The organism is Campylobacter vicugnae (assembly GCF_002139875.1).
Lineage (GTDB): Bacteria > Campylobacterota > Campylobacteria > Campylobacterales > Campylobacteraceae > Campylobacter > Campylobacter vicugnae.
Genome location: NZ_CP018793.1, coordinates 1,554,722 through 1,573,440, shown reverse-complemented (window position 1 = coordinate 1,573,440; position 18,719 = coordinate 1,554,722). Strand labels below are relative to the sequence as shown.

General features: G+C 32.7%; 20 protein-coding genes. 16 read left to right on the top strand and 4 right to left on the bottom strand.

Features of this window, described 5'->3' with window-relative positions; all coding sequences use genetic code 11:
* Positions 1–55 precede the first annotated feature (55 nt).
* From rsmA to CVIC12175_RS08180, 11 genes are read left to right on the top strand one after another with little or no spacing between them, the layout of a single operon-like run.
* Positions 56–859, top strand: coding sequence for a 16S rRNA (adenine(1518)-N(6)/adenine(1519)-N(6))-dimethyltransferase RsmA (rsmA, locus tag CVIC12175_RS08225; RefSeq protein WP_086303045.1), 804 nt, complete (start codon positions 56–58; stop codon positions 857–859).
* A complete protein-coding gene (locus tag CVIC12175_RS08220; protein ID WP_086303043.1) occupies positions 828–2,789 on the top strand; it encodes a ribonuclease J in 1,962 nt (653 codons plus the stop codon). Before rsmA ends, CVIC12175_RS08220 begins: the two co-directional genes overlap by 32 nt.
* Positions 2,790–2,800: 11 nt before the next feature.
* Positions 2,801–3,754, top strand: coding sequence for a KpsF/GutQ family sugar-phosphate isomerase (locus CVIC12175_RS08215; protein WP_086247446.1), 954 nt, complete (start codon positions 2,801–2,803; stop codon positions 3,752–3,754).
* A 1-nt stretch (position 3,755) separates the two neighbouring features.
* Positions 3,756–4,520, top strand: a complete 765-nt coding sequence (locus CVIC12175_RS08210) for a pseudouridine synthase (RefSeq protein ID WP_086257288.1) — start codon at positions 3,756–3,758, stop codon at positions 4,518–4,520.
* Positions 4,521–4,528: 8 nt separating this feature from the next.
* Positions 4,529–4,822, top strand: coding sequence for a hypothetical protein (locus tag CVIC12175_RS08680; protein ID WP_236861078.1), 294 nt, complete (start codon positions 4,529–4,531; stop codon positions 4,820–4,822).
* Positions 4,806–5,492 carry a hypothetical protein gene (locus CVIC12175_RS08205; RefSeq protein ID WP_236861077.1) on the top strand — a complete coding sequence of 229 codons (687 nt, stop codon included), beginning with the start codon at positions 4,806–4,808 and terminating at the stop codon, positions 5,490–5,492. The genes CVIC12175_RS08680 and CVIC12175_RS08205 overlap by 17 nt, the downstream gene beginning before the upstream one ends.
* Positions 5,485–6,480: a DNA cytosine methyltransferase gene (locus tag CVIC12175_RS08200; RefSeq protein WP_086257290.1), complete on the top strand. Its 996-nt coding sequence runs from the start codon at positions 5,485–5,487 to the stop codon at positions 6,478–6,480. The genes CVIC12175_RS08205 and CVIC12175_RS08200 overlap by 8 nt, the downstream gene beginning before the upstream one ends.
* A gap of 1 nt (position 6,481) precedes the next feature.
* Positions 6,482–7,450, top strand: coding sequence for an HrgA protein (locus tag CVIC12175_RS08195; RefSeq protein WP_086257291.1), 969 nt, complete (start codon positions 6,482–6,484; stop codon positions 7,448–7,450).
* Positions 7,437–7,952, top strand: a complete 516-nt coding sequence (locus tag CVIC12175_RS08190; RefSeq protein ID WP_086257300.1) for a pyridoxamine 5'-phosphate oxidase family protein — start codon at positions 7,437–7,439, stop codon at positions 7,950–7,952. Before CVIC12175_RS08195 ends, CVIC12175_RS08190 begins: the two co-directional genes overlap by 14 nt.
* A 21-nt stretch (positions 7,953–7,973) precedes the next feature.
* A complete protein-coding gene (locus tag CVIC12175_RS08185; protein ID WP_180380693.1) occupies positions 7,974–8,417 on the top strand; it encodes a low molecular weight protein-tyrosine-phosphatase in 444 nt (147 codons plus the stop codon).
* Positions 8,414–8,947 (top strand): GNAT family N-acetyltransferase, encoded by a 534-nt coding sequence (locus tag CVIC12175_RS08180; RefSeq protein ID WP_086256007.1) that lies wholly within the window; start codon positions 8,414–8,416, stop codon positions 8,945–8,947. Before CVIC12175_RS08185 ends, CVIC12175_RS08180 begins: the two co-directional genes overlap by 4 nt.
* Positions 8,948–8,992: 45 nt before the next feature.
* On the opposite strand, the gene CVIC12175_RS08175 is transcribed toward CVIC12175_RS08180, so the two are convergent.
* Entirely contained in the window at positions 8,993–9,367 is a 375-nt protein-coding gene (locus CVIC12175_RS08175) for a group III truncated hemoglobin (RefSeq protein WP_086247451.1), read from the bottom strand.
* A 24-nt stretch (positions 9,368–9,391) separates the two neighbouring features.
* Positions 9,392–10,462 carry an Mrp/NBP35 family ATP-binding protein gene (locus CVIC12175_RS08170; protein WP_086257293.1) on the bottom strand — a complete coding sequence of 357 codons (1,071 nt, stop codon included), beginning with the start codon at positions 10,460–10,462 and terminating at the stop codon, positions 9,392–9,394.
* An 86-nt stretch (positions 10,463–10,548) separates the two neighbouring features.
* Here CVIC12175_RS08170 and CVIC12175_RS08165 point away from each other — a divergent pair, with 86 nt between their 5' ends.
* Both CVIC12175_RS08165 and CVIC12175_RS08160 read left to right on the top strand, forming a co-directional pair.
* The gene (locus tag CVIC12175_RS08165) at positions 10,549–12,294 is read left to right on the top strand and encodes a bifunctional chorismate-binding protein/class IV aminotransferase (RefSeq protein WP_086256009.1); all 1,746 of its coding nucleotides are present in this window, start codon (positions 10,549–10,551) and stop codon (positions 12,292–12,294) included.
* On the top strand, positions 12,291–12,866 hold the full coding sequence (locus CVIC12175_RS08160; protein WP_086257294.1) for an anthranilate synthase component II: 576 nt from the start codon (positions 12,291–12,293) through the stop codon (positions 12,864–12,866). Before CVIC12175_RS08165 ends, CVIC12175_RS08160 begins: the two co-directional genes overlap by 4 nt.
* Here the strand turns inward: CVIC12175_RS08160 and CVIC12175_RS08155 are convergent.
* A complete protein-coding gene (locus tag CVIC12175_RS08155) occupies positions 12,858–13,814 on the bottom strand; it encodes a YeiH family protein (RefSeq protein WP_236861076.1) in 957 nt (318 codons plus the stop codon). The two genes, CVIC12175_RS08160 and CVIC12175_RS08155, sit on opposite strands and share 9 nt — an antisense overlap.
* Before the next feature lie 10 nt (positions 13,815–13,824).
* Entirely contained in the window at positions 13,825–15,186 is a 1,362-nt protein-coding gene (gene thiC / locus CVIC12175_RS08150) for a phosphomethylpyrimidine synthase ThiC (protein ID WP_086249154.1), read from the bottom strand.
* Between the two features lie 387 nt (positions 15,187–15,573).
* On the opposite strand from thiC, the gene CVIC12175_RS08145 reads away from it, so the two are divergent.
* The 3 genes from CVIC12175_RS08145 to CVIC12175_RS08135 are packed head-to-tail and all read left to right on the top strand — an operon-like array spanning position 15,574 to position 18,714.
* Positions 15,574–16,689, top strand: coding sequence for a bifunctional 2-C-methyl-D-erythritol 4-phosphate cytidylyltransferase/2-C-methyl-D-erythritol 2,4-cyclodiphosphate synthase (locus tag CVIC12175_RS08145; protein WP_086316012.1), 1,116 nt, complete (start codon positions 15,574–15,576; stop codon positions 16,687–16,689).
* Positions 16,686–17,558 carry a response regulator gene (locus CVIC12175_RS08140; RefSeq protein ID WP_086249152.1) on the top strand — a complete coding sequence of 291 codons (873 nt, stop codon included), beginning with the start codon at positions 16,686–16,688 and terminating at the stop codon, positions 17,556–17,558. The genes CVIC12175_RS08145 and CVIC12175_RS08140 overlap by 4 nt, the downstream gene beginning before the upstream one ends.
* Entirely contained in the window at positions 17,536–18,714 is a 1,179-nt protein-coding gene (locus CVIC12175_RS08135; RefSeq protein ID WP_086256013.1) for a sulfate adenylyltransferase, read from the top strand. Before CVIC12175_RS08140 ends, CVIC12175_RS08135 begins: the two co-directional genes overlap by 23 nt.
* Positions 18,715–18,719: the final 5 nt, after the last annotated feature.

Here is an 18,719-nt window from a genome sequence, read left to right as displayed (position 1 = left end):
CTTTTTATTTTTATTTTACTATAAATTCAGTCAAATTTAGCTAAAATAGCCACTCATGATACGTGCAAAAAAGAAATTTGGTCAGAATTTTTTAATTGATGAGAGCATAAAGCGTCAAATCATCCAAGCGATTCCCAATAATTTAGATAGAATTGTAGAGATTGGGCCTGGCTTAGGTGATTTAACACAAAAGCTTATACAACTTAGTGGAAAAATCGAGTGTTTTGAGATAGACAGCGAGCTTTATGAGATTTTGCTAGATAAATTTGCTAGTGAGATCTTGGAGCAAAAGCTAAAAATAACTAACGCCGACGCTCTTGAATCCTGGGATGAGATAGCAAGACAGGAGTATTTTTTAGTAGCAAATTTGCCTTACTATGTAGCGACAAATATAATTTTAAAAGCATTGAGCGATAGTAAGTGCAAAGGGCTTGTTGTTATGATTCAAAAAGAGGTAGCCTTAAAATTTAGTGCGCAGGCTGGAGATAGTGAGTTTAGTGCTTTGGCTATTTTAGCTGGAGTTAGGGGCGATGTTGAGTTGCTTTTTGATGTGCCTACGACTGCATTTAATCCACAGCCTAAGGTTGTCTCTGCGGTTATTAGAATTATTAAAGATAGAAATTTAATAGGCGAAGAGCTTGTAGAATTTGAGAAATTTTTAAAATCAGCATTCTTATCTCCTCGCAAAACTCTATTAAAAAATTTAAGCAGTTATAGCTCAAAATCTCTTATAGAGAGCTTTTTGCTTAAGTATGATTTACCGCTTACTACTCGTCCTCATGAGCTTTGTGTCGCCTTGTATTTAAAATTATTTAAAGAGGCCAAAAATGAACGAAGAGAAGAGTCAAGCACTAGGTGAAAAACCTAATAAAAAAAGAAGATATCGCAATCATAAAGATAATCTAAAAAAAGAGGCAAATAAAGCTACAGTAGAGCCACAAAATGCTCAAAATACACAAAATGCAGAATCAAAAGATTTAGTTAAAAAAGCTAAAAAACGCCGCAAAAATAACAATTCTACAATTAAAATAGGTGGTAACGAAGATTGGCAAAAGGATATGAAAGCAGCAATTGAGGCTAATAAAGCTAGCCATGAGTTGCGTCTTGAACCGCTTAAATATCTAAATTCAGCTGAGCATAAAATTACTATAACTCCACTTGGCGGTCTTGGTGAGATCGGTGGAAATATGACGATATTTGAGACAAATAATGATGCTATTATCATTGATATTGGTATGAGCTTTCCTACTGAAGGTATGCATGGCGTAGATATTTTGGTGCCTGATTTTGACTATGTAAGAAAGATAAAAAACAAAATCAGAGGTATCATCATAACTCATGCTCACGAAGATCACATCGGTGCGGTGCCATATTTTTTCAAAGAATTTCAATTTCCAATTTATGCTACTCCACTTCCTTTAGGTATGATTAGCAATAAATTTGAAGAGCATGGATTAAAATCATTTAGAAGTTACTTCCGCCCGATTGAAAAAAGAAAGGTCTATGAGCTTGGAGATTTTGAGTTTGAATTAATTCATATCACGCACTCTATTATCGATGCAAGTGCATTAGCTATCACGACAAAAGCCGGTACAATTATCCATACAGGAGATTTTAAAATCGATCACACTCCAATTGATGGCTATCCAACGGATTTAAATCGTCTTGCATATTATGGTGAAAAGGGTGTTTTATGCCTTTTGAGTGATTCAACAAATAGCTATAAAGATGGCATTACAAAGAGTGAAAGCAGTGTAGGAAAGACCTTTGATTCTATCTTTGCTTCGGCTAAGGGTAGAGTGATTATGAGTACATTTAGCTCAAATATCCACAGAGTATATCAAGCTATTGAGCGTGGTATAAAACATGGTAGAAAAGTTTGCGTAATAGGTAGAAGTATGGAGCGCAATCTATGGACAGCTATTGAACTTGGATATGTAAATTTAGATCGTAAAATATTTATAGATGCAAATGAGGTAAGCAAATATCCAGATAATGAAGTTTTAATAGTAACTACTGGAAGTCAAGGCGAGACAATGAGCGCACTATATAGAATGGCTACTGATGAGCATAAATATATTAAAATCAAGCCTACAGATCAGGTTATTATTAGTTCAAAAGCAATTCCTGGAAATGAAACTAGCGTATCTACGATTTTAAATTTCTTGCTAAAAAGCGGAGCAAATGTAGCTCATCAAGACTTTAGCGAGATTCATGTCAGCGGCCATGCAGCTCAAGAGGAGCAAAAGCTTATGCTAAGGCTTATTAAACCTAAATTTTTCCTTCCAGTTCATGGAGAGTATAATCACATCGTAAAACATAAAGAGACTGCGATGAGCTGTGGAATTGATGAGAGAAATATATATCTAATGAGCGATGGAGATCAAGTTGAAGTATGCCAACGCCATATCAAAAGAGTAAAAACAGTTAAAACTGGTAAGGTATTTATAGATAATCAGATAAACAAACAGATCGCTGATGATGTAGTAATTGATCGTCAAAAGTTAGCTGAGGCTGGAGTTGTTACTATCATTTCACAAATTGATAAAAATGCTAAAACTCTAATTCATAATAGAGTAATTAGCTATGGATTAGTAAGCGAAAGACATACAAGAAGTCTAAGTAAAGAACTAGAAGAGATATTGCTACAATTTTTAACTAATGTCAAAGATGATATGCTAAATGACCAAAGAGCGTTAGAAAATCAAATTCGTCAAGTTATTAGAAAGCATATATTTAGAAAGCTTAAAAAATATCCGACAATTGTACCAGTTGTCTATCTGATGTAACGGAGTTAAAAATGGATATAGCTAAAATTGCAAGTGAAGTTTTAAATTTAGAAGCTGATGAGTTAAGGCGTCAGGCTGGTTTAGTTGGTAGCGAATTTCAAAAAGCTGTAAATTTGATTTATAGTTGCAAAGGCAAGCTAATAGTAACTGGCGTTGGCAAAAGCGGCCACATTGGAGCTAAGATTGCCGCTACTTTAGCAAGTACTGGAACGCCTAGCTTTTTTATCCATCCAACAGAGGCTATGCATGGAGATTTAGGGATGATTGGGAGTGATGATGCAGTTTTGGCTATTAGTTATAGTGGCGAGAGTGCTGAGCTATTAGCTATTCTTCCGCATATTAAAAGAAGAGATATAAAAATCATAGGTATCTCTAAATCAGGTTCAAGTTTAGCCAATTTAAGTGATGCAAATTTAAATATAGATATAGAGCGTGAAGCTTGTCCAATAGGTGCAGCACCTACAGTATCAACTACGCTAACCTTAGCGCTTGGTGATGCGTTAGCTGTTTGCCTTATGAAGCTTAGAGATTTTAAAAGCGAGGATTTTGCAGCATTTCATCCAGGTGGAAGCCTTGGCAAAAGGCTATATCTAAAGGTAAAAGATACTATGAGAAAATCAAATTTACCAATTGCCAAAGATGATATATCGTTAAAATCAGCCATTACAGCAATGAGCGAAGGTAGATTAGGTAGTGTGATTTTAGTAGATAATGATGGCAAGCTTAGCGGAATTTTAAGCGATGGAGATTTAAGAAGAGCATTAGAACAAGATAGCTTTGATATTAACTCTAAGGCTATAGAGTTTGCAACCAAAAATCCAAAAACTCTAGATAATCCAGATATGTTAGCATATGATGCATTTAGATTAATAGAAGAGTATAAGATTCAAATTCTTATAATACAAAAAGATCAAAAACCAATAGGTTTATTGCATATTCATGATTTAACGAGCTTAGGGCTATAAAATGCGTATAAATAAATTTATCTCACACAATACAAACTACTCACGCAGAGAGGCAGATGAGTTGCTAAAAGCTGGTAAAGTTAGCATAAATGGTAGAGTAGTAAGCGATCTCTCAACCGAGGTAAAAGATAGCGATAAAGTGCGAATAGGCTCAAGATTAATCAAGCTTAAAAAAGAATTTAGCATGATAGTCTATAACAAGCAAAAAGGCGAGCTAGTAACTAAAAAAGATGACCGTGGTAGAAAAACTATATATGATACATTACCTCGTGGATTTTCTAAATTTATTAGCGTTGGAAGGCTAGATTATGCTAGTGAGGGGTTATTACTCCTTACTGATGCTCCAGCTATTGCCCAGGCTCTTATGGATAGCGATATAGAAAGAGAGTATTATCTAAAAATCAAAGGCGAGATTACAGAACAAGTGATAAATGCTATGCGTGAGGGGTTTTTTGCCAAAGATGCTACCAAAGGAGCTCACGCCAAAACAAAGCAAATTTCAATGGAATTTAAGCCATTTTTAGCCTATAAAATCATTAGTCAAAGTGGTGGCTACACAAGGCTAAAAGTGATAATAAATGAAGGGCAAAATAGAGAGCTTAGGCGGTTTTTTGGCTATTTTGATTTAGAGGTTATGGATCTAAAGCGTGTAAGCTTTGGTAGAGTTAGCCTAGATCAATTAGGTAGTGGAAAATGGCGGTATTTTACAAACTCCGAATATGATGATTTAAGAGATTTTTTAAAACAAAATGGAATTAGATATTAAGGGTACAAATGATACGAGAACTTGTTATTATTGATTTTATAAAGCCATTTTTAAGTATTAAAGAAGTAAAAAATGGTGATGAAATTTATGAATTTTTTAAAGATATTCAGAATAAGCAAGACTTTAATTCGCTTTATATTTTAAATTTTCTTTATAAATTTATTTGCAGCGATGAAGTTGCAAAACGAAAAAGCAGTGCAAGAGAATTTGAAGATTTATTTTCGGTTTTATTTGGCGGAATTGTTACAGATACGCAAAGTAGAAAAAATTTACAATATGAAGTAAGTGAGTTTTTTTGCTAATGTAAAAGACAAAATTGCAGGAAATAAGAGAGAAAAAGCTGATATTCTTTTCCCAAATAACTATGCAATGAGTTTAAAAACATTAATAGCTGAAAATAAAGAGATAAATATGGGAAGTTTTGAAAAAAAAGTTTTATTTGATGGGTTGGGATTAGAAAGTTTTTTAACGGAGCGTAAAAATAATTCTGGTATAGGACTTGGTTCAATTCCCCAATTTACCAAACTTCTGGAAGTTTTAAAAACGGCTAAAAAAAGTGAAATTTTTTACGAACGATTTAGGGAAATGGCAAAATTCATTTACGGAGACGATTTGCTAGTAGCAATTAAAGAAAACAATAAACTTACTTTAAATTTTTTTAGTGGAAGTGAAATTTTTAATATTTTTAGTTCATTTTGTCAAAATACGGATTTAACGAAAATCGTAAATCGCTACGAAGGAAATAGTTTGCGAATTGATAGAGATATGCTTTTAAAATTTTGCAAAAAGGTAGTGATTTTAAAATTTGACAGGTTGCAAAATTCAACTTTAGAGTTAATAAACGAATTTGATATAACGCTTCATAAAAATTATGCAAGGTATTTTAATGGTGATGAAAATGTTAAAAATGAAACTTTACAGACCTTAAAAGACTTATTTAAAAAATTTGATGAAAGGATTAAAAATGCCTAGTGTTATTTCGCTGTTTAGTGGTTGTGGCGGACTTGACTTGGGCTTTTTAAAGGCTGGTTTTGATATAATTTTTGCAAATGATATTGACAAAGATGCTTGTAAAACTTATGAAAAGAACCTAAAACACAAAATAAATTGCCTTGATATTTGTAAGCTTGATGCAACCGAAATTCCAAATGGTGATATTTTAATTGGTGGTTTTCCTTGTTTAGGTTTTACAATCGCAAATGGTAAAAATCGAAATTTAAACAGTGAATATAATTCACTTTATTTGCAATATGCAAGAATTTTAAAGGCAAAACAGCCAAAATGTTTTTTGGTTGAAAATGTTGTTGGCATAAAAGCAGGAGAAAAATTTGCTGAAAATTTTGAAAATGAAATTTTAAAATCTTTTAAAGAGTGTGGTTATCGAGTTAAATTTAAAATTTTAAATGCAAGTGATTTTTTGGTTGCACAAAATCGCCGCAGAGTGATAATTTTAGGCGTTAGAAATGATATAAAAGAAGAAGTAAATTTTCCAATACCATTTGAGAAAAAATTTACTCTTTTTGATGCAATTAGTGATTTACCAGAAAATTTTGATGAAAATATACTAAATCATACAGGCTCATCTCATGGCGTAAAGATAAATGGCTATGTAGGAAACCGAATTTTAGACTGGAATAAACCAAGTCCAACAATTACTGGACGCGGCAGTAGAAGTGGTGGAGCTGTAATTCACCCACACCCAAATTTAAAGCGTCGTTTAAGTGTGCGAGAGTGTGCTAGGCTTCAAAGTTTTCCAGATGACTTTATATTTTTAGGATCAAATTCTGCTTCTTATGCTCAGATAGGAAATGCTGTAGCACCTCTTTTCGCATTTTTCATTGCAAACGAATTTAGGGAATTTTTTGGGCTTGAAAAGCTAGATATTAAAAAAATTAAATGGAATTTAGTATATTTGAAAGATTTAAGAGATTTTTTAAAGCAAAATGGAGTAAGATACTAATATGGCAAAATCTATTATAGATGTAACTAAAGAGGTTTTAGAGTGTAAAAATGAGGCTTTAAACCCAAACCAAATGTATCATATAGCCAATGAAATGGGGCTTACTAAAGAGCTAAATTTAAATGGTAAAACGCCGTGGCGGAGTTTTGCTGCTACGATTTATATGAATGTCAAAAAAGTAGATAGTATTTTTGAAGTGGTGACTGAGAAACCTATAAAGCTCATAAAGCTAAAAAATCAAGTTATAAATTTAGAAGCTCAAATGGAGAAAAATAGCGAGATAAAAGAGCCAAAAACTTCTTATAGCGAAAGGGATTTGCATCCGCTTTTAAGTAGATTTATCTCTTTTAATGAGAATTTTAAAGCTTATACAAAGACGATTTATCACGAAAGTAGCAAAAAATCCCAAAAAGGCGCAGACAAATGGCTATATCCAGATATAGTTGGTGTGAGTTTTGAGTATAAAGATTATCAAAAAGAGTTAAATAAATTTATAGGCAAATTTAGCTCTTTACCGATTAAAATTTACGCTTTTGAGATGAAAAAGCATCTAAGTGTTAGTAGCTTTAGAGAGTATTATTTTCAAGCTGTAAGTAACTCAAGCTGGGCAAATGAGGGCTATTTAGTCGCACTTGATATCGATGAGAGCGATGAGGAGCTTATGGATTTAATGAAACGCCTTAGCTATTCATTTGGTATAGGAGTTATCAGCCTTAATTCGCAAAATGTCGATGAGAGTGTGATTTTAGCTAGAGCTGAATTTAGAGAGAATTTAGATTATTCTGTAATGAATGAATTAAGTATGAAAAATCCTGATTTTAAAAAATTTCTTGAGAGTGTAGAGGAATTTAATATAGAAAAAGAGTATAGAAGCAAAAGTGAATTTGATGAAGTTTTAGATAATGATAAATTAGATAATTATCTAATAAATAAAAAGATAAATGAAGAAGTATATTATGCGACGAAGTGATCGTCAATTAAATGAAGAGAGTGCTTTAAAAATTATTGATGAGAGTCAGTATGCAACGCTTAGCTGTATAGATGAAAATGGGCAAATATTTAGCATTCCTATCTCTATTGTTAGAGATGGTATGAGTATTTTTATCCACGGAGCAAAAACTGGCTCAAAAGCTAGATTATATAAAGATGGTAAAAGTGTAGAACTGGTTGCTGTTAGTCAAAATAGAGTACCTACACCTAGCTATGAGTTTTGTGAAAGTATCAAAGATAGTGCTAGTGAGCTTGGAGGCAAGGTTTTTACTACTGAGTATTTAAGTGCTATAGCTAAAACTAAGGCTTATGAAGTTACTCAAAATAGTCAAAAAATAAAAGCTTTGGAGTTATTATGCAAAAAATATACGCCAAATTATATGGATTATTTTGATACTGCAGCACTTGGTTTGCTTAATAAAATGAATATTTATGAGTTAAAAATAGAGCATTTAAGTGCCAAAGCAAAAATTATCAAATAAACAAAATAGGAGTAGATATTAATGGTTAAATCAATTTTGTTTGTATGTCTTGGTAATATTTGTCGCTCACCATTAGCAGAAGGAATCGCAAGAAAGGTAGCCAAAGAGCGCGGTTTAGATATTTTAATAGATTCAGCTGGAACTAGTAATTATCACATAGGAGAACCGCCAGATTCTCGCTCTATTGAGATTGGGCGTCAAAATGGAGTGAATATATCTATGCTAAAAGGTAGGCAAATTAGTGGGAGTGATTCCAAATTTGATCTAATAGTAGCAATGGATAGACAAAATTATGCTAATATCTCACGCCTTGGATTAGGAAATAGGCTTGTGATGATGGGGGAATTTGGTTTAGATGAGGCTGATATACCAGATCCATATTATGGCAATAATCAAGAGTTTAAAATGGTATATGATATGCTTTATAAAGCTATAAATGCGATGTTTGATGAGGTTCTTAAATGAAATTAGAGTATCAAAAGATTGACTTTACTCATATAGATTTTGCCAAAATCACTGCTTTGAATTTAGATCTGTTTCCACAAAATGAGCTAGTAGCGCCAATAAATTTATCTAATAACATATATGCAAATGATGAGAATCTATCTATTTTCTCTTTTTATAATGATAAAGAGTTTGTAGGTTATGCTGCTATATATAGCTATGAAAATATATCTTATTTAGCATTTTTAGCAGTTTGTGCTAAGTATCAAGGGCGCGGTTTTGGTGGTTTAATTTTAGAAATTTTAAAATCAAATTTTAACTCAATAGTTTTAGAGATTGAGAGTTTAGATCCAAAAGCTACTGATTACTTACAAAGAGTCAAACGCAGTAAATTTTATAACAATCACGGATTTAAAGATTCTGGTTATAAAATATCATATTGCAAAATGACCTATAGTATTTATAGTAATTTTGAGCTTGATTCTAAGCAATTTATAGATATGTTTAATCTATTTAAGAGCAAAAATTATTTTGATTTTAAATTTGAATAGCAGATAATATTTAGCTAAATCCAGCCAAATTTGGCTGGATATAATTTATGAGTATAAAACTGATTTAAATCTACTTGCGATCATTTGAGCGCGCATTAAAATCATATCAGCAATTTGTGGTTCATAAATGCTATTTAAACTCTCTTTGAATAAATTTAACCAGTTATCAAATAGCTCAGGTGGAAATGGATCAAGATTCATATGAGCTTGCATAGGATTGCCTCTAAATGTGCTTTCGCCAATTAATACACCTTTCCAAAACTCACCAATTTTAGCCTTATGTGCATCCCACTCCTCTTCGGTTGTACCGATTTTATGGTTAAATATATCGCCTAGACCAGTCTCATCTTCTCTAATTGCTTCATAAAAGCTCTCCATAAGCTCTGCGATATTCTCGCTTGTAATTTCGTTATATTTCATTTTTATCCTTTCAAATTTGATTTATTAATGACAGCTAGATTTATTCATATCTGGCTGAATAGCTGAGTTATCAGCGCCACCATTTGCATTTATATCTTCTATAATTTTCCATAATTTTGTTGCGGCTTCATCATATCTTTTTGCGCTAATTGAATTTGGTTCATAAAAGCTTACAGGTTTGCCACTATCTCCACCAATTCTTACAGATGGTTCTATAGGAATTTGAGCTAGTATAGTTGTATCATATTCGCTTGCTAAGGCATCGGCTCCACCTTTGCCAAATATATCATACTCCTTGCCATTATCAGGACAGATAAATCCGCTCATATTTTCTATTACTCCAGCTACTGGGATATGAAGTTTTTCAAACATATCAAGACTTCTAGCTGAATCATCTAAAGCCACAGTTTGAGGAGTAGTAACGCAAATTCCAGCCGTTACTGGTACGCTTTGAGCTAGAGTTATTTGTGCATCGCCTGTTCCTGGAGGCATATCAAGTAGCAAGATATCAAGCTCACTCCATAATACTTCATTTAGTAGTTGAGTGATTGCCTTCATAATCATTGCGCCTCTCCACATAAGGCCTTGACCATCTTCTATTAATAGTCCCATACTCATCATCTCAATACCATGAGTTTGAAGTGGTTTTAATTTTTGTCCTTCTACTTCAGGTTGGCGACCTTGGACGCCTAACATTCTAGGTATATTTGGACCATATATATCAGCATCTAATAGACCGACTTTTTTGCCTTGTTTAGCAAGTGAGATAGCTAGATTTAAAGTAGTTGTAGATTTGCCTACTCCACCTTTTCCACTGCTTACCATTACAAAATTTTTAATTTGAGGAGCAATATTTTTCCCGCTTTGTGAATTTGATTGTTGGGTTTGAGGCTTTGGTGCGATAATCTCTATCTCTTTGCCTAAATTTAACTTTTCTATCTCATTTTTGATAGTTTGAGCAACTTCAGGTTTGGCTGATGTAATTTCTACAACTATTTTAGGATTAGTTGATTTTACAAAGCCAAAATCTACAATGCTTTTTTTAAAGCCTGGATAAATCACGCTTTGTAGTTTATTTAAAATTTTTTCATCCATATTTAACCTTTTTGAAAATTTGAGTTATATTAGCTAAAAATTATAAATCTTTAGCTAAAATTTTTTAAACTAAAATAGAGAAGTGTATGAGCGAATTTAGTATTTTTGGCAAATATTTATATTATGATTTAAGTAAAGAGTTTATATGTTTTACAAAAGATGAGCTTAATAAGGCTTTAAATTTTATGCAAAATAGAAAAAATGAGTATTTTGTAGGATACTTAACTTATGATATGGATGAAAATAATCCAAATTATCCTATAGCACACTTTAAAGGTTATAGAAATAAAGAAATTTTTAAGCCAAAAAATAGTTTTAAATTTTCACTATTTAAGCCATATTTTTATCCACAAATTTTAAAAAATTTATCTAAAAAAGAGTATGAAAATGCATTTGCTCATATAAAAAATGAATTAGCTAGTGGCAATAGCTATCAAATCAACTTCACAAGTGAGTTACAAATATCTACTAAAGTTAGTAGCGATGATATTATAGCTACTCTTTTGAATAGACAAAAAAGCAGATATTTTGGCTATTTTAAAAGTCAATTTTGCGAGATAATATCCTTTTCTCCTGAGTTGTTTTTTAAATTAAAAGGTAAAAATATTACTTTTGCACCTATGAAAGGCACTATAAGGCGTGGTCAAAATAAAGCTGAAGATAGAGTTTTAAAAGCAAAGCTTAAAAATGATCCAAAAACTAGAAGTGAAAATTTGATGATAGTTGATCTATTGCGTAATGATATGAGTAAGATTATTAAAATTGGTTCATTGCATATAAAAAAGCCGATGAAAATCATTAAACTCAAAACACTATTTCAAGCAATTTCACCTCTTAAAGCTAAGCTTAAAAACAGAAATTTAAGCAAGATTTTTAATGCTGTTTTTCCTTGTGGGTCGATTACTGGTGCGCCAAAACTAGCCACAATGCGTATTATAAAGCGTTTAGAAGATAGAGAGCGTGGAGTTTATTGTGGTGCAATGGGGGTTATAAATGCTAATAAAGCCATTTTTAGCGTACCAATTAGAACCCTTGAAAAGAGATTTAATCAAGATTTTTACAGATATGGCGTTGGTAGTGGTGTGGTTTGGGATTCAAAATGCAATGATGAGTTTGTCGAATTAGAGCTAAAAAGTAGCTTTTTATACCCTAAGATGGAATTTGAATTGTTTGAGACTATGCTTTTGCGTGGCGATAAGATATTTTTATTGCAAAATCATTTAAAAAGAGTTATTAACAGTGCTAAATTGTTAGGATTTAAGTTGCCAATAGAATTTGATTTTGATGATATAGATGAGAGTGTATTGAAATTTTGCGATATTATAGGCGGTATAAATAGTCAAAGTGGTTTTGAGAGTATCTCTAAATTTAGAAATATTTTTGCTAATTTAAAGCCTAGCAATGGTGATACAAGGGTAAATTTGATCTTGAGCAAAAGTGGTGAGTTTAAAATAATCCAAACCCAAATTCCGCCCATTAATTCAAATAAAATTGCAATTAGCCAAAACCGCTTAAATTCTTGCAATGATCTTTTATATCACAAAACCACGCTACGAGATGAGCATATTGTAAATGATGGGCTTTTTGATATTTTTTATCTAAATGAAAAAGATGAGCTTTGCGAAGGCAGTCGTTCAAATATTGTGTTAAACATAGATGGTAAATTTCTTACTCCAAAGTTGCAAAGCGGCATGCTACCAGGAACTTTGCGTGAGAAATTATTAAAATCTGATGAGATACAAGAGGATATTTTAAGATTAGATGATCTAAAAAATGCCAAAGAAATTTACGCTATAAATTCGCTACGTGGTGCTATAAAGGTAGAACTATGAGAGTTTTATTGATAGATAATTACGACTCATTTACCTATAATATAGTCTATTATTTAAAAGAGCTTGGCGTTAAGGTTAAGGTGGTAAAAAATGATTTTGCTACTACAAAAAAAGCTATAAAATATGCTAATAAATTTGATAAAATCATTATTTCACCTGGATTTGGAACGCCTGATGATTCTGGTATTTGCGTTGATATTATAAAGGCTTTAAGTAGCAAAAAACCAATTCTAGGTGTATGCTTAGGTCATCAATGCTTAGCTAAAGCTTTTGGTGGCGATATTATTCGTATGCCCAGACCATTTCATGGTATAAGCATAGAATGCGAATTTAAAAAATCTTTACTTTTTAAAGGGGTAAAAAAACCTTTAAAAATAGCCTTATACAACTCTTTATGCGTAAAAAATATAGCCGAATTTGATATTTTAGCAGATATAAAAGTAGAAAATAAAAGCATTATTATGGCCATAAAACATAAAAAATATCATTGCTATGGAGTTCAGTTTCATCCTGAATCTATATTGCAAGCTCAAGGCAAAAAGATATTAAAAAATTTCTTAAATTTAAAATAGCAAATTTGCTAAGACAAAAGCCAAAACAATAAGCCACAAAAATATCAAACTAGAAGCGATAAATACCTTTAAATTTGCATTTTTCAAAGCTTTTTTGGTGATTGTAAGCCCTAGGGCACTCATCGCAACACTAAGCAAGAAATTATCAACCAAAGATATAAACTCTTTAATTTGCGGATTTATAAATCCAGAGCAGAGTAATGCTACAAAAAACCATAGAGCAAAATATGGAAAATTCGCCCTAATGTTTGATTTTTCGCCGATGAAAAATCCACTAGCAAGGCTTAAAATTATCAAAAATGGCGCTAGCATTAGAACTCTTAGCATTTTTATTATAATTGCGTTATTGGCTACTACTTCATTATAAGCACTAGCACCAGCTACATGCGCTACTTCGTGTAAGCTAGCACCGATTATAAATCCAGCTTTGAGATTTTGAGCTTCACTAAGGACAAATGGGTATATAAACATTCCCAAACTACCAAATATCACAACCGAGCAAAGTGCGATGGCTACGGCATTTGGTGAAGCTTTGACAATGCTTTGAGTGGCCATCAAAGCAGCCGCACCGCAGATGCTAGACCCAGAGCTTATCAAGACTGAAAGTTTCTTATCAATACCAAAAACACGACAGATAAAATATCCAACAATAAAGCTACTAAAAACAATGATAAAAGCACTTAAAATCCCAGCATAGCCGATACTAAGTGCTTCATCGAGGCTGATTTTAAATCCATATAGAATAATCCCAAGTCTTAGAATTTGCTTTGTAGATATAGCCAAAATCCCACTTCTAGCTATCAAATTCGCACTTTTTTTGCTACTATTGGCTAAAATAGCACCCAAAATCACAGCAATTATCAAAGCGCTAATCCCAAAAGCGCTTAAAAAATTCGCTGCTAAAATAGATATAGCCGCTAAAATTATCAAGATAGTAGCGGCGTACATTTTCCTTGTTTTATATATCTTTGCTCTCATTTGTAGGGTAGCTTTCACAGCTAGTTTTGGCTATCTCTTGACTTATTTTATAAGCACAAAATTTAGGCCCACACATAGAACAAAACTCAGCCTCTTTAAATACATCTTGAGGAAGGCTCTCATCGTGCAATTCTCTTGCTTTATCTGGATCTAGAGCTAATTCAAACTGCTTGTTCCACTCAAATTTATATCTTGCATCGCTCATAGCGTGATCTCTATCTATGGCACCTGGACGATTTAATGCGATATCGGCTGAGTGAGCTGCAATTTTGTGAGCTATTATGCCATCTCTTACATCTTTAGCATTTGGTAAGCCTAGATGCTCTTTAGGCGTAACATAGCATAACATACTAGCGCCATGATATGCAGCCATAGTTCCACCAATAGCACTTGTGATATGATCATATCCAGCGCCAATATCAGTAGGCAATGGCCCAAGGATGTAAAATGGAGCATCGTCACAGAGTCTTTGCTGTTCTTTCATATTAAATTCAATCTGATTAAATGGCACATGCCCAGGGCCTTCTACCATTACTTGAACATTTTTTGCCCAGGCTCTTCTAGTTAGATTTCCAAGCTCTTTTAGCTCAGCCATTTGAGCCTCATCGCTAGCATCAGCAAGGCAACCAGGACGCAAACTATCACCAAGAGATAGAGCAACATCGTATTTAGCACATATATCGCATATATCATCAAATGCAGTATAAAATGGATTTTCTTTATGATGTTTCATCATCCAGCTAGCCATCAAGCTTCCACCGCGGCTGACAATTCCCATTTTACGCTTAGCTACTAATGGCATAAACTCAAGCAAAAATCCAGCATGAATTGTAAAGTAGCTTACGCCTTGTTTTGCTTGTTTTTCTATGCAATCAAGCATAATTTGTGGAGTTAGATTGTCTAAATCTTTGATATCGTGGATTATTTGATAGATTGGCACAGTGCCAATTGGCACAGTTGAATTTGCTATAATTGCTCTTCTAATAGCATCTAAATCGCCACCAGTGCTTAGATCCATTACAGTATCGGCTCCATATTTTAAACAGACATTTAGCTTTTCTATCTCTTCATTTATATTGCTAATTATCGCACTTGAGCCTATATTTGCATTTATTTTACAAGTTACTGCTCTACCTATTGCCATTGGGATTAGATTGTGGTGATTGATATTAGCTGGGATTATAAGCTTACCACTTGCGACTAGCTCTCTAACCTTGGTAGCTTCTAGTTTTTCTATATTTGCTACATACTCCATTTCTTCAGTTATTATGCCATTTTTAGCATAATACATCTGAGTTGGAGTAGGATCATTTTGGCGTTTTTGACACCACGCTTGTCTCATTTGCTGTCCTTTTTAAAGTTTTTAAGCTCAAATTCTACAACAGATAATTAAATACAAAATAACTCTTAAATGCATTTATCGATTTAAATTTGGTGTAGATATGGATTTTATTTTAATATTTTAATATTGTTGGTTTTTATGTTACAAATCAAGCTTTTATCAATATAACTGGGAAGAAGCTACACAGTAAAAAGCTTAAATTTAATATATCTTAAATATCTGTTTTAAGTCTTATTTGTAAGTAAATTTGGATTGCAATACTTTTAAAATATCTAAATTTAGGCTATTAAATGGCTAAATTGTGGTTAAAATTTGTTTTACTTTCAGTCAAATAAAATTAAAAAAAGTGTATAATTTCGTAACATAATTTTAAATTTAGGACATATTTTGATTGATATCTCTTTAGTAATGCTAGGCGCTGGAAGTTCTACAAGATTTGGCCTAGCGACCAAAAAGCAGTGGTTACGCACTGGCGATGATCCATTATGGCTAAAAGCTACGAAAAATATAAGCTCAAATTATAATTTCAAAGAGATTATTGTAGTTAGCAATGAGTGTGAATATATGTCAAGATTTGCCTCAAATATTAAATTTATTCAAGGTGGCTCAACTCGCCAAGATAGTCTTAAAAATGCATTAAATCACATTAGCAGCGACTATGTGATGGTAAGCGATATAGCTAGAATAGATATACCAGATGTATTGATTAAAAGATTGATAAAAGATGCAAATTTAGCCGATTGTATTGTCCCAGCATTAAAAGTAAGCGATACAGTAGCTTATGGTAGCGAGTATATAAATAGAGATGAGTTAAAGCGAATTCAAACCCCACAACTCTCCAAAACGAACATATTAAAACAAGCATTAAATAGCGATATTATCTATACAGATGATAGCTCAGCTATTGCTGCTATTGGTGGTAAGGTTTGGTATGTAGAGGGCGATGAGAGAGCTAGAAAGCTTACTTATAAAGATGATTTAAAACTTTTAAATATTGAGCCTCCATCATCTGATATATTTTGTGGAAATGGTTTTGATGTGCATGCATTTTGCGAGGGTGATTATTTAAATTTAGCTGGAGTTAAAGTGCCATTTAATAAGGCTTTTAAGGCTCATAGTGATGGCGATGTAGCTATTCATGCGCTTTGTGATGCGATTTTAGGAGCGGCTGGCGCACCTGATATTGGCCAACTTTTCCCAGATACTGATATGAAATTTAAAGGTATTGATTCTAAAATCTTACTTGAGCGTAGCGTGGAGTTTGTGCGTTCTATTGGATTTGAGATTATCAATGTTGATATAACCATAATTTGCGAAAAACCAAAGATATCGCCATATAAAGATGAAATGGCAAAAACCATAGCAAGCGTAATGGGTATAAATAGATTTAGAGTAAATATAAAAGCTACTACGAGTGAGAAGCTAGGATTTACCGGGCGTGGCGAGGGAGTTGCTGTAATGGTTAGTGTGAATTTGAAATATTTTGATTGGACTAGGGTATGAGAGTTTTAATAGTAGAAAATGAGATTTACCTAGCTCAAAGTATCGCTAGTAAGTTAGTTGAATTTGGATATAGTTGCGAGATTGCTACTCATATATTTGAGGCTTTAAGAGATGAGAGATATGATGTTGTGCTACTATCTACAAGCTTTAATTCAAATGAGTTTTATAAGGTTATAGAAAATCATAAAAACTCAATTATTATCTTGCTTATTAGCTATATCAGCTCTGATACTGTATCAAATCCGATGAAAGCTGGAGTAAGTGATTATATCCAAAAGCCATTTATGATAGAAGAGTTAGTTAGAAAGATTAAATTTTTTGAATCATTTAAACGCTATGAGATGTTAAATGAAACTTATAGCATTATGCTAGAATCGGCTATGATAATTAATAAACCAGCTAGTTTAGACCACAAAAAGATTAAATTACCACTTATTATTCACTCTAGCAAAATTCAAATTAGCGATGGTTTTGTTTTTAGTTATGCTAAAGAGAGCGGATTAAACTGTAAGATTGTAGATGCTAAGCTTGGCTTTGATATTAAGGCTTTATTGCCAAATAGCTTTATATATATTAGAAATATTGATGAGCTTAGCTTGGACGCAAGAGCTAATATGCTTGATTCTTTGCGAGGTACGCCAACTATCGTTCATAGTGCAAGCGATCATATAGGATTTAATTTTATGATGTTAGGTGAGCCGCGTGCTGCTATGATGAGTGATATATTATCAATTGATGAGTATGTTAAGCAGATGATTTTATTATATCAAGATATCTTGCCAGATACTGAGATATCAAAAAAACTTGGAATATCGCGTAAATCTATATGGGAAAGAAGAAAAAGGCATGATATCTACAGACAGAAGTAATATTATAAATATCAATCAAGATACATATGGCACCTTAGGTCTTATCAAAAATCAAATTTTAGGTAAATTTAAAAGGCTTATGGATGCTAATGAGGCTAAAACGGTTTATCAAACTGGATATTTTAGAGGTGAGCCGATGCCGTATGCTTATACCTTCGCACCATTTGGCAGAAGAAATCAAGCCATAATTAGAGCTATCAAGCAGGGTCAAAAGCTTGAATTTGCACTAAATGGAAATATAGTTGGTCATATGGTTGTCTCATCAGTTTATAAGCTTGAAAATCCTCATAATAGTATTTTTGCTGCTAGAGAGGTAGAACTAGATGATGATAATAAAACAGGTAAATACGCAGTTAGCGGCGAATTTGAGATTTATGATAATACATTGGCCAAGATTAAAAAAAGTGTCTTAAACACAATAAAAGAGAAAAATTATCAAAAAGTAACTGCCTTAATGCTAACAGCCGATCCGTTTCATAGATTGCATGAAAGACTTGTAAGAATGACAATAGATAAGGCTGATATCACTATTATCTTTTTAATCCGCACTTTAGATAGTAAAAGAAATATTGATTTTAAACTAAGACAAAAAACTTTAGAGTATTTTGTAAGTAACTTCTTGCCTAGTGAGCGTGTGATTATAGTGCCATTTGAGAATAGTTATCTATTTAGCAATCATATAAATCCAGTTTTAGAGTGTTTAACAGCTTATAATTTTGGTGCAACAAAGCTGGTTGTAGGACAAAATCATGGCGGTATTGGTATGTTTTATGACCATAACCAGCCAAGCACAATTTTAGATAGTGTTGCTAAAAATTTAGATATAGAACTCATAGTTATGCCTGAGCTGGTTTATTGTAATCAGTGCCGAACTATTGTAAGTACTAAGACCTGCCCGCATGGTCAGCATCATCATATTAAATATAAATCTGATACGCTAAAAGAGCTTTTATTCCGTGGAATTTTGCCGCCTGCAATTTTAATGCGTAAAGAGATTTCAGCAATGATTTTAAGCACTCTATTTCCTGATAGATTTGAAAACTTTCAAAAGATTTGCGATGATTTATTTCCAAATGTTGGACTTTTAGAAGAGCGTACGCAAAGCGATTTTTATCTAGAATTGATGAGCTTATATCAGACAACTTCACTTACATAAGGATT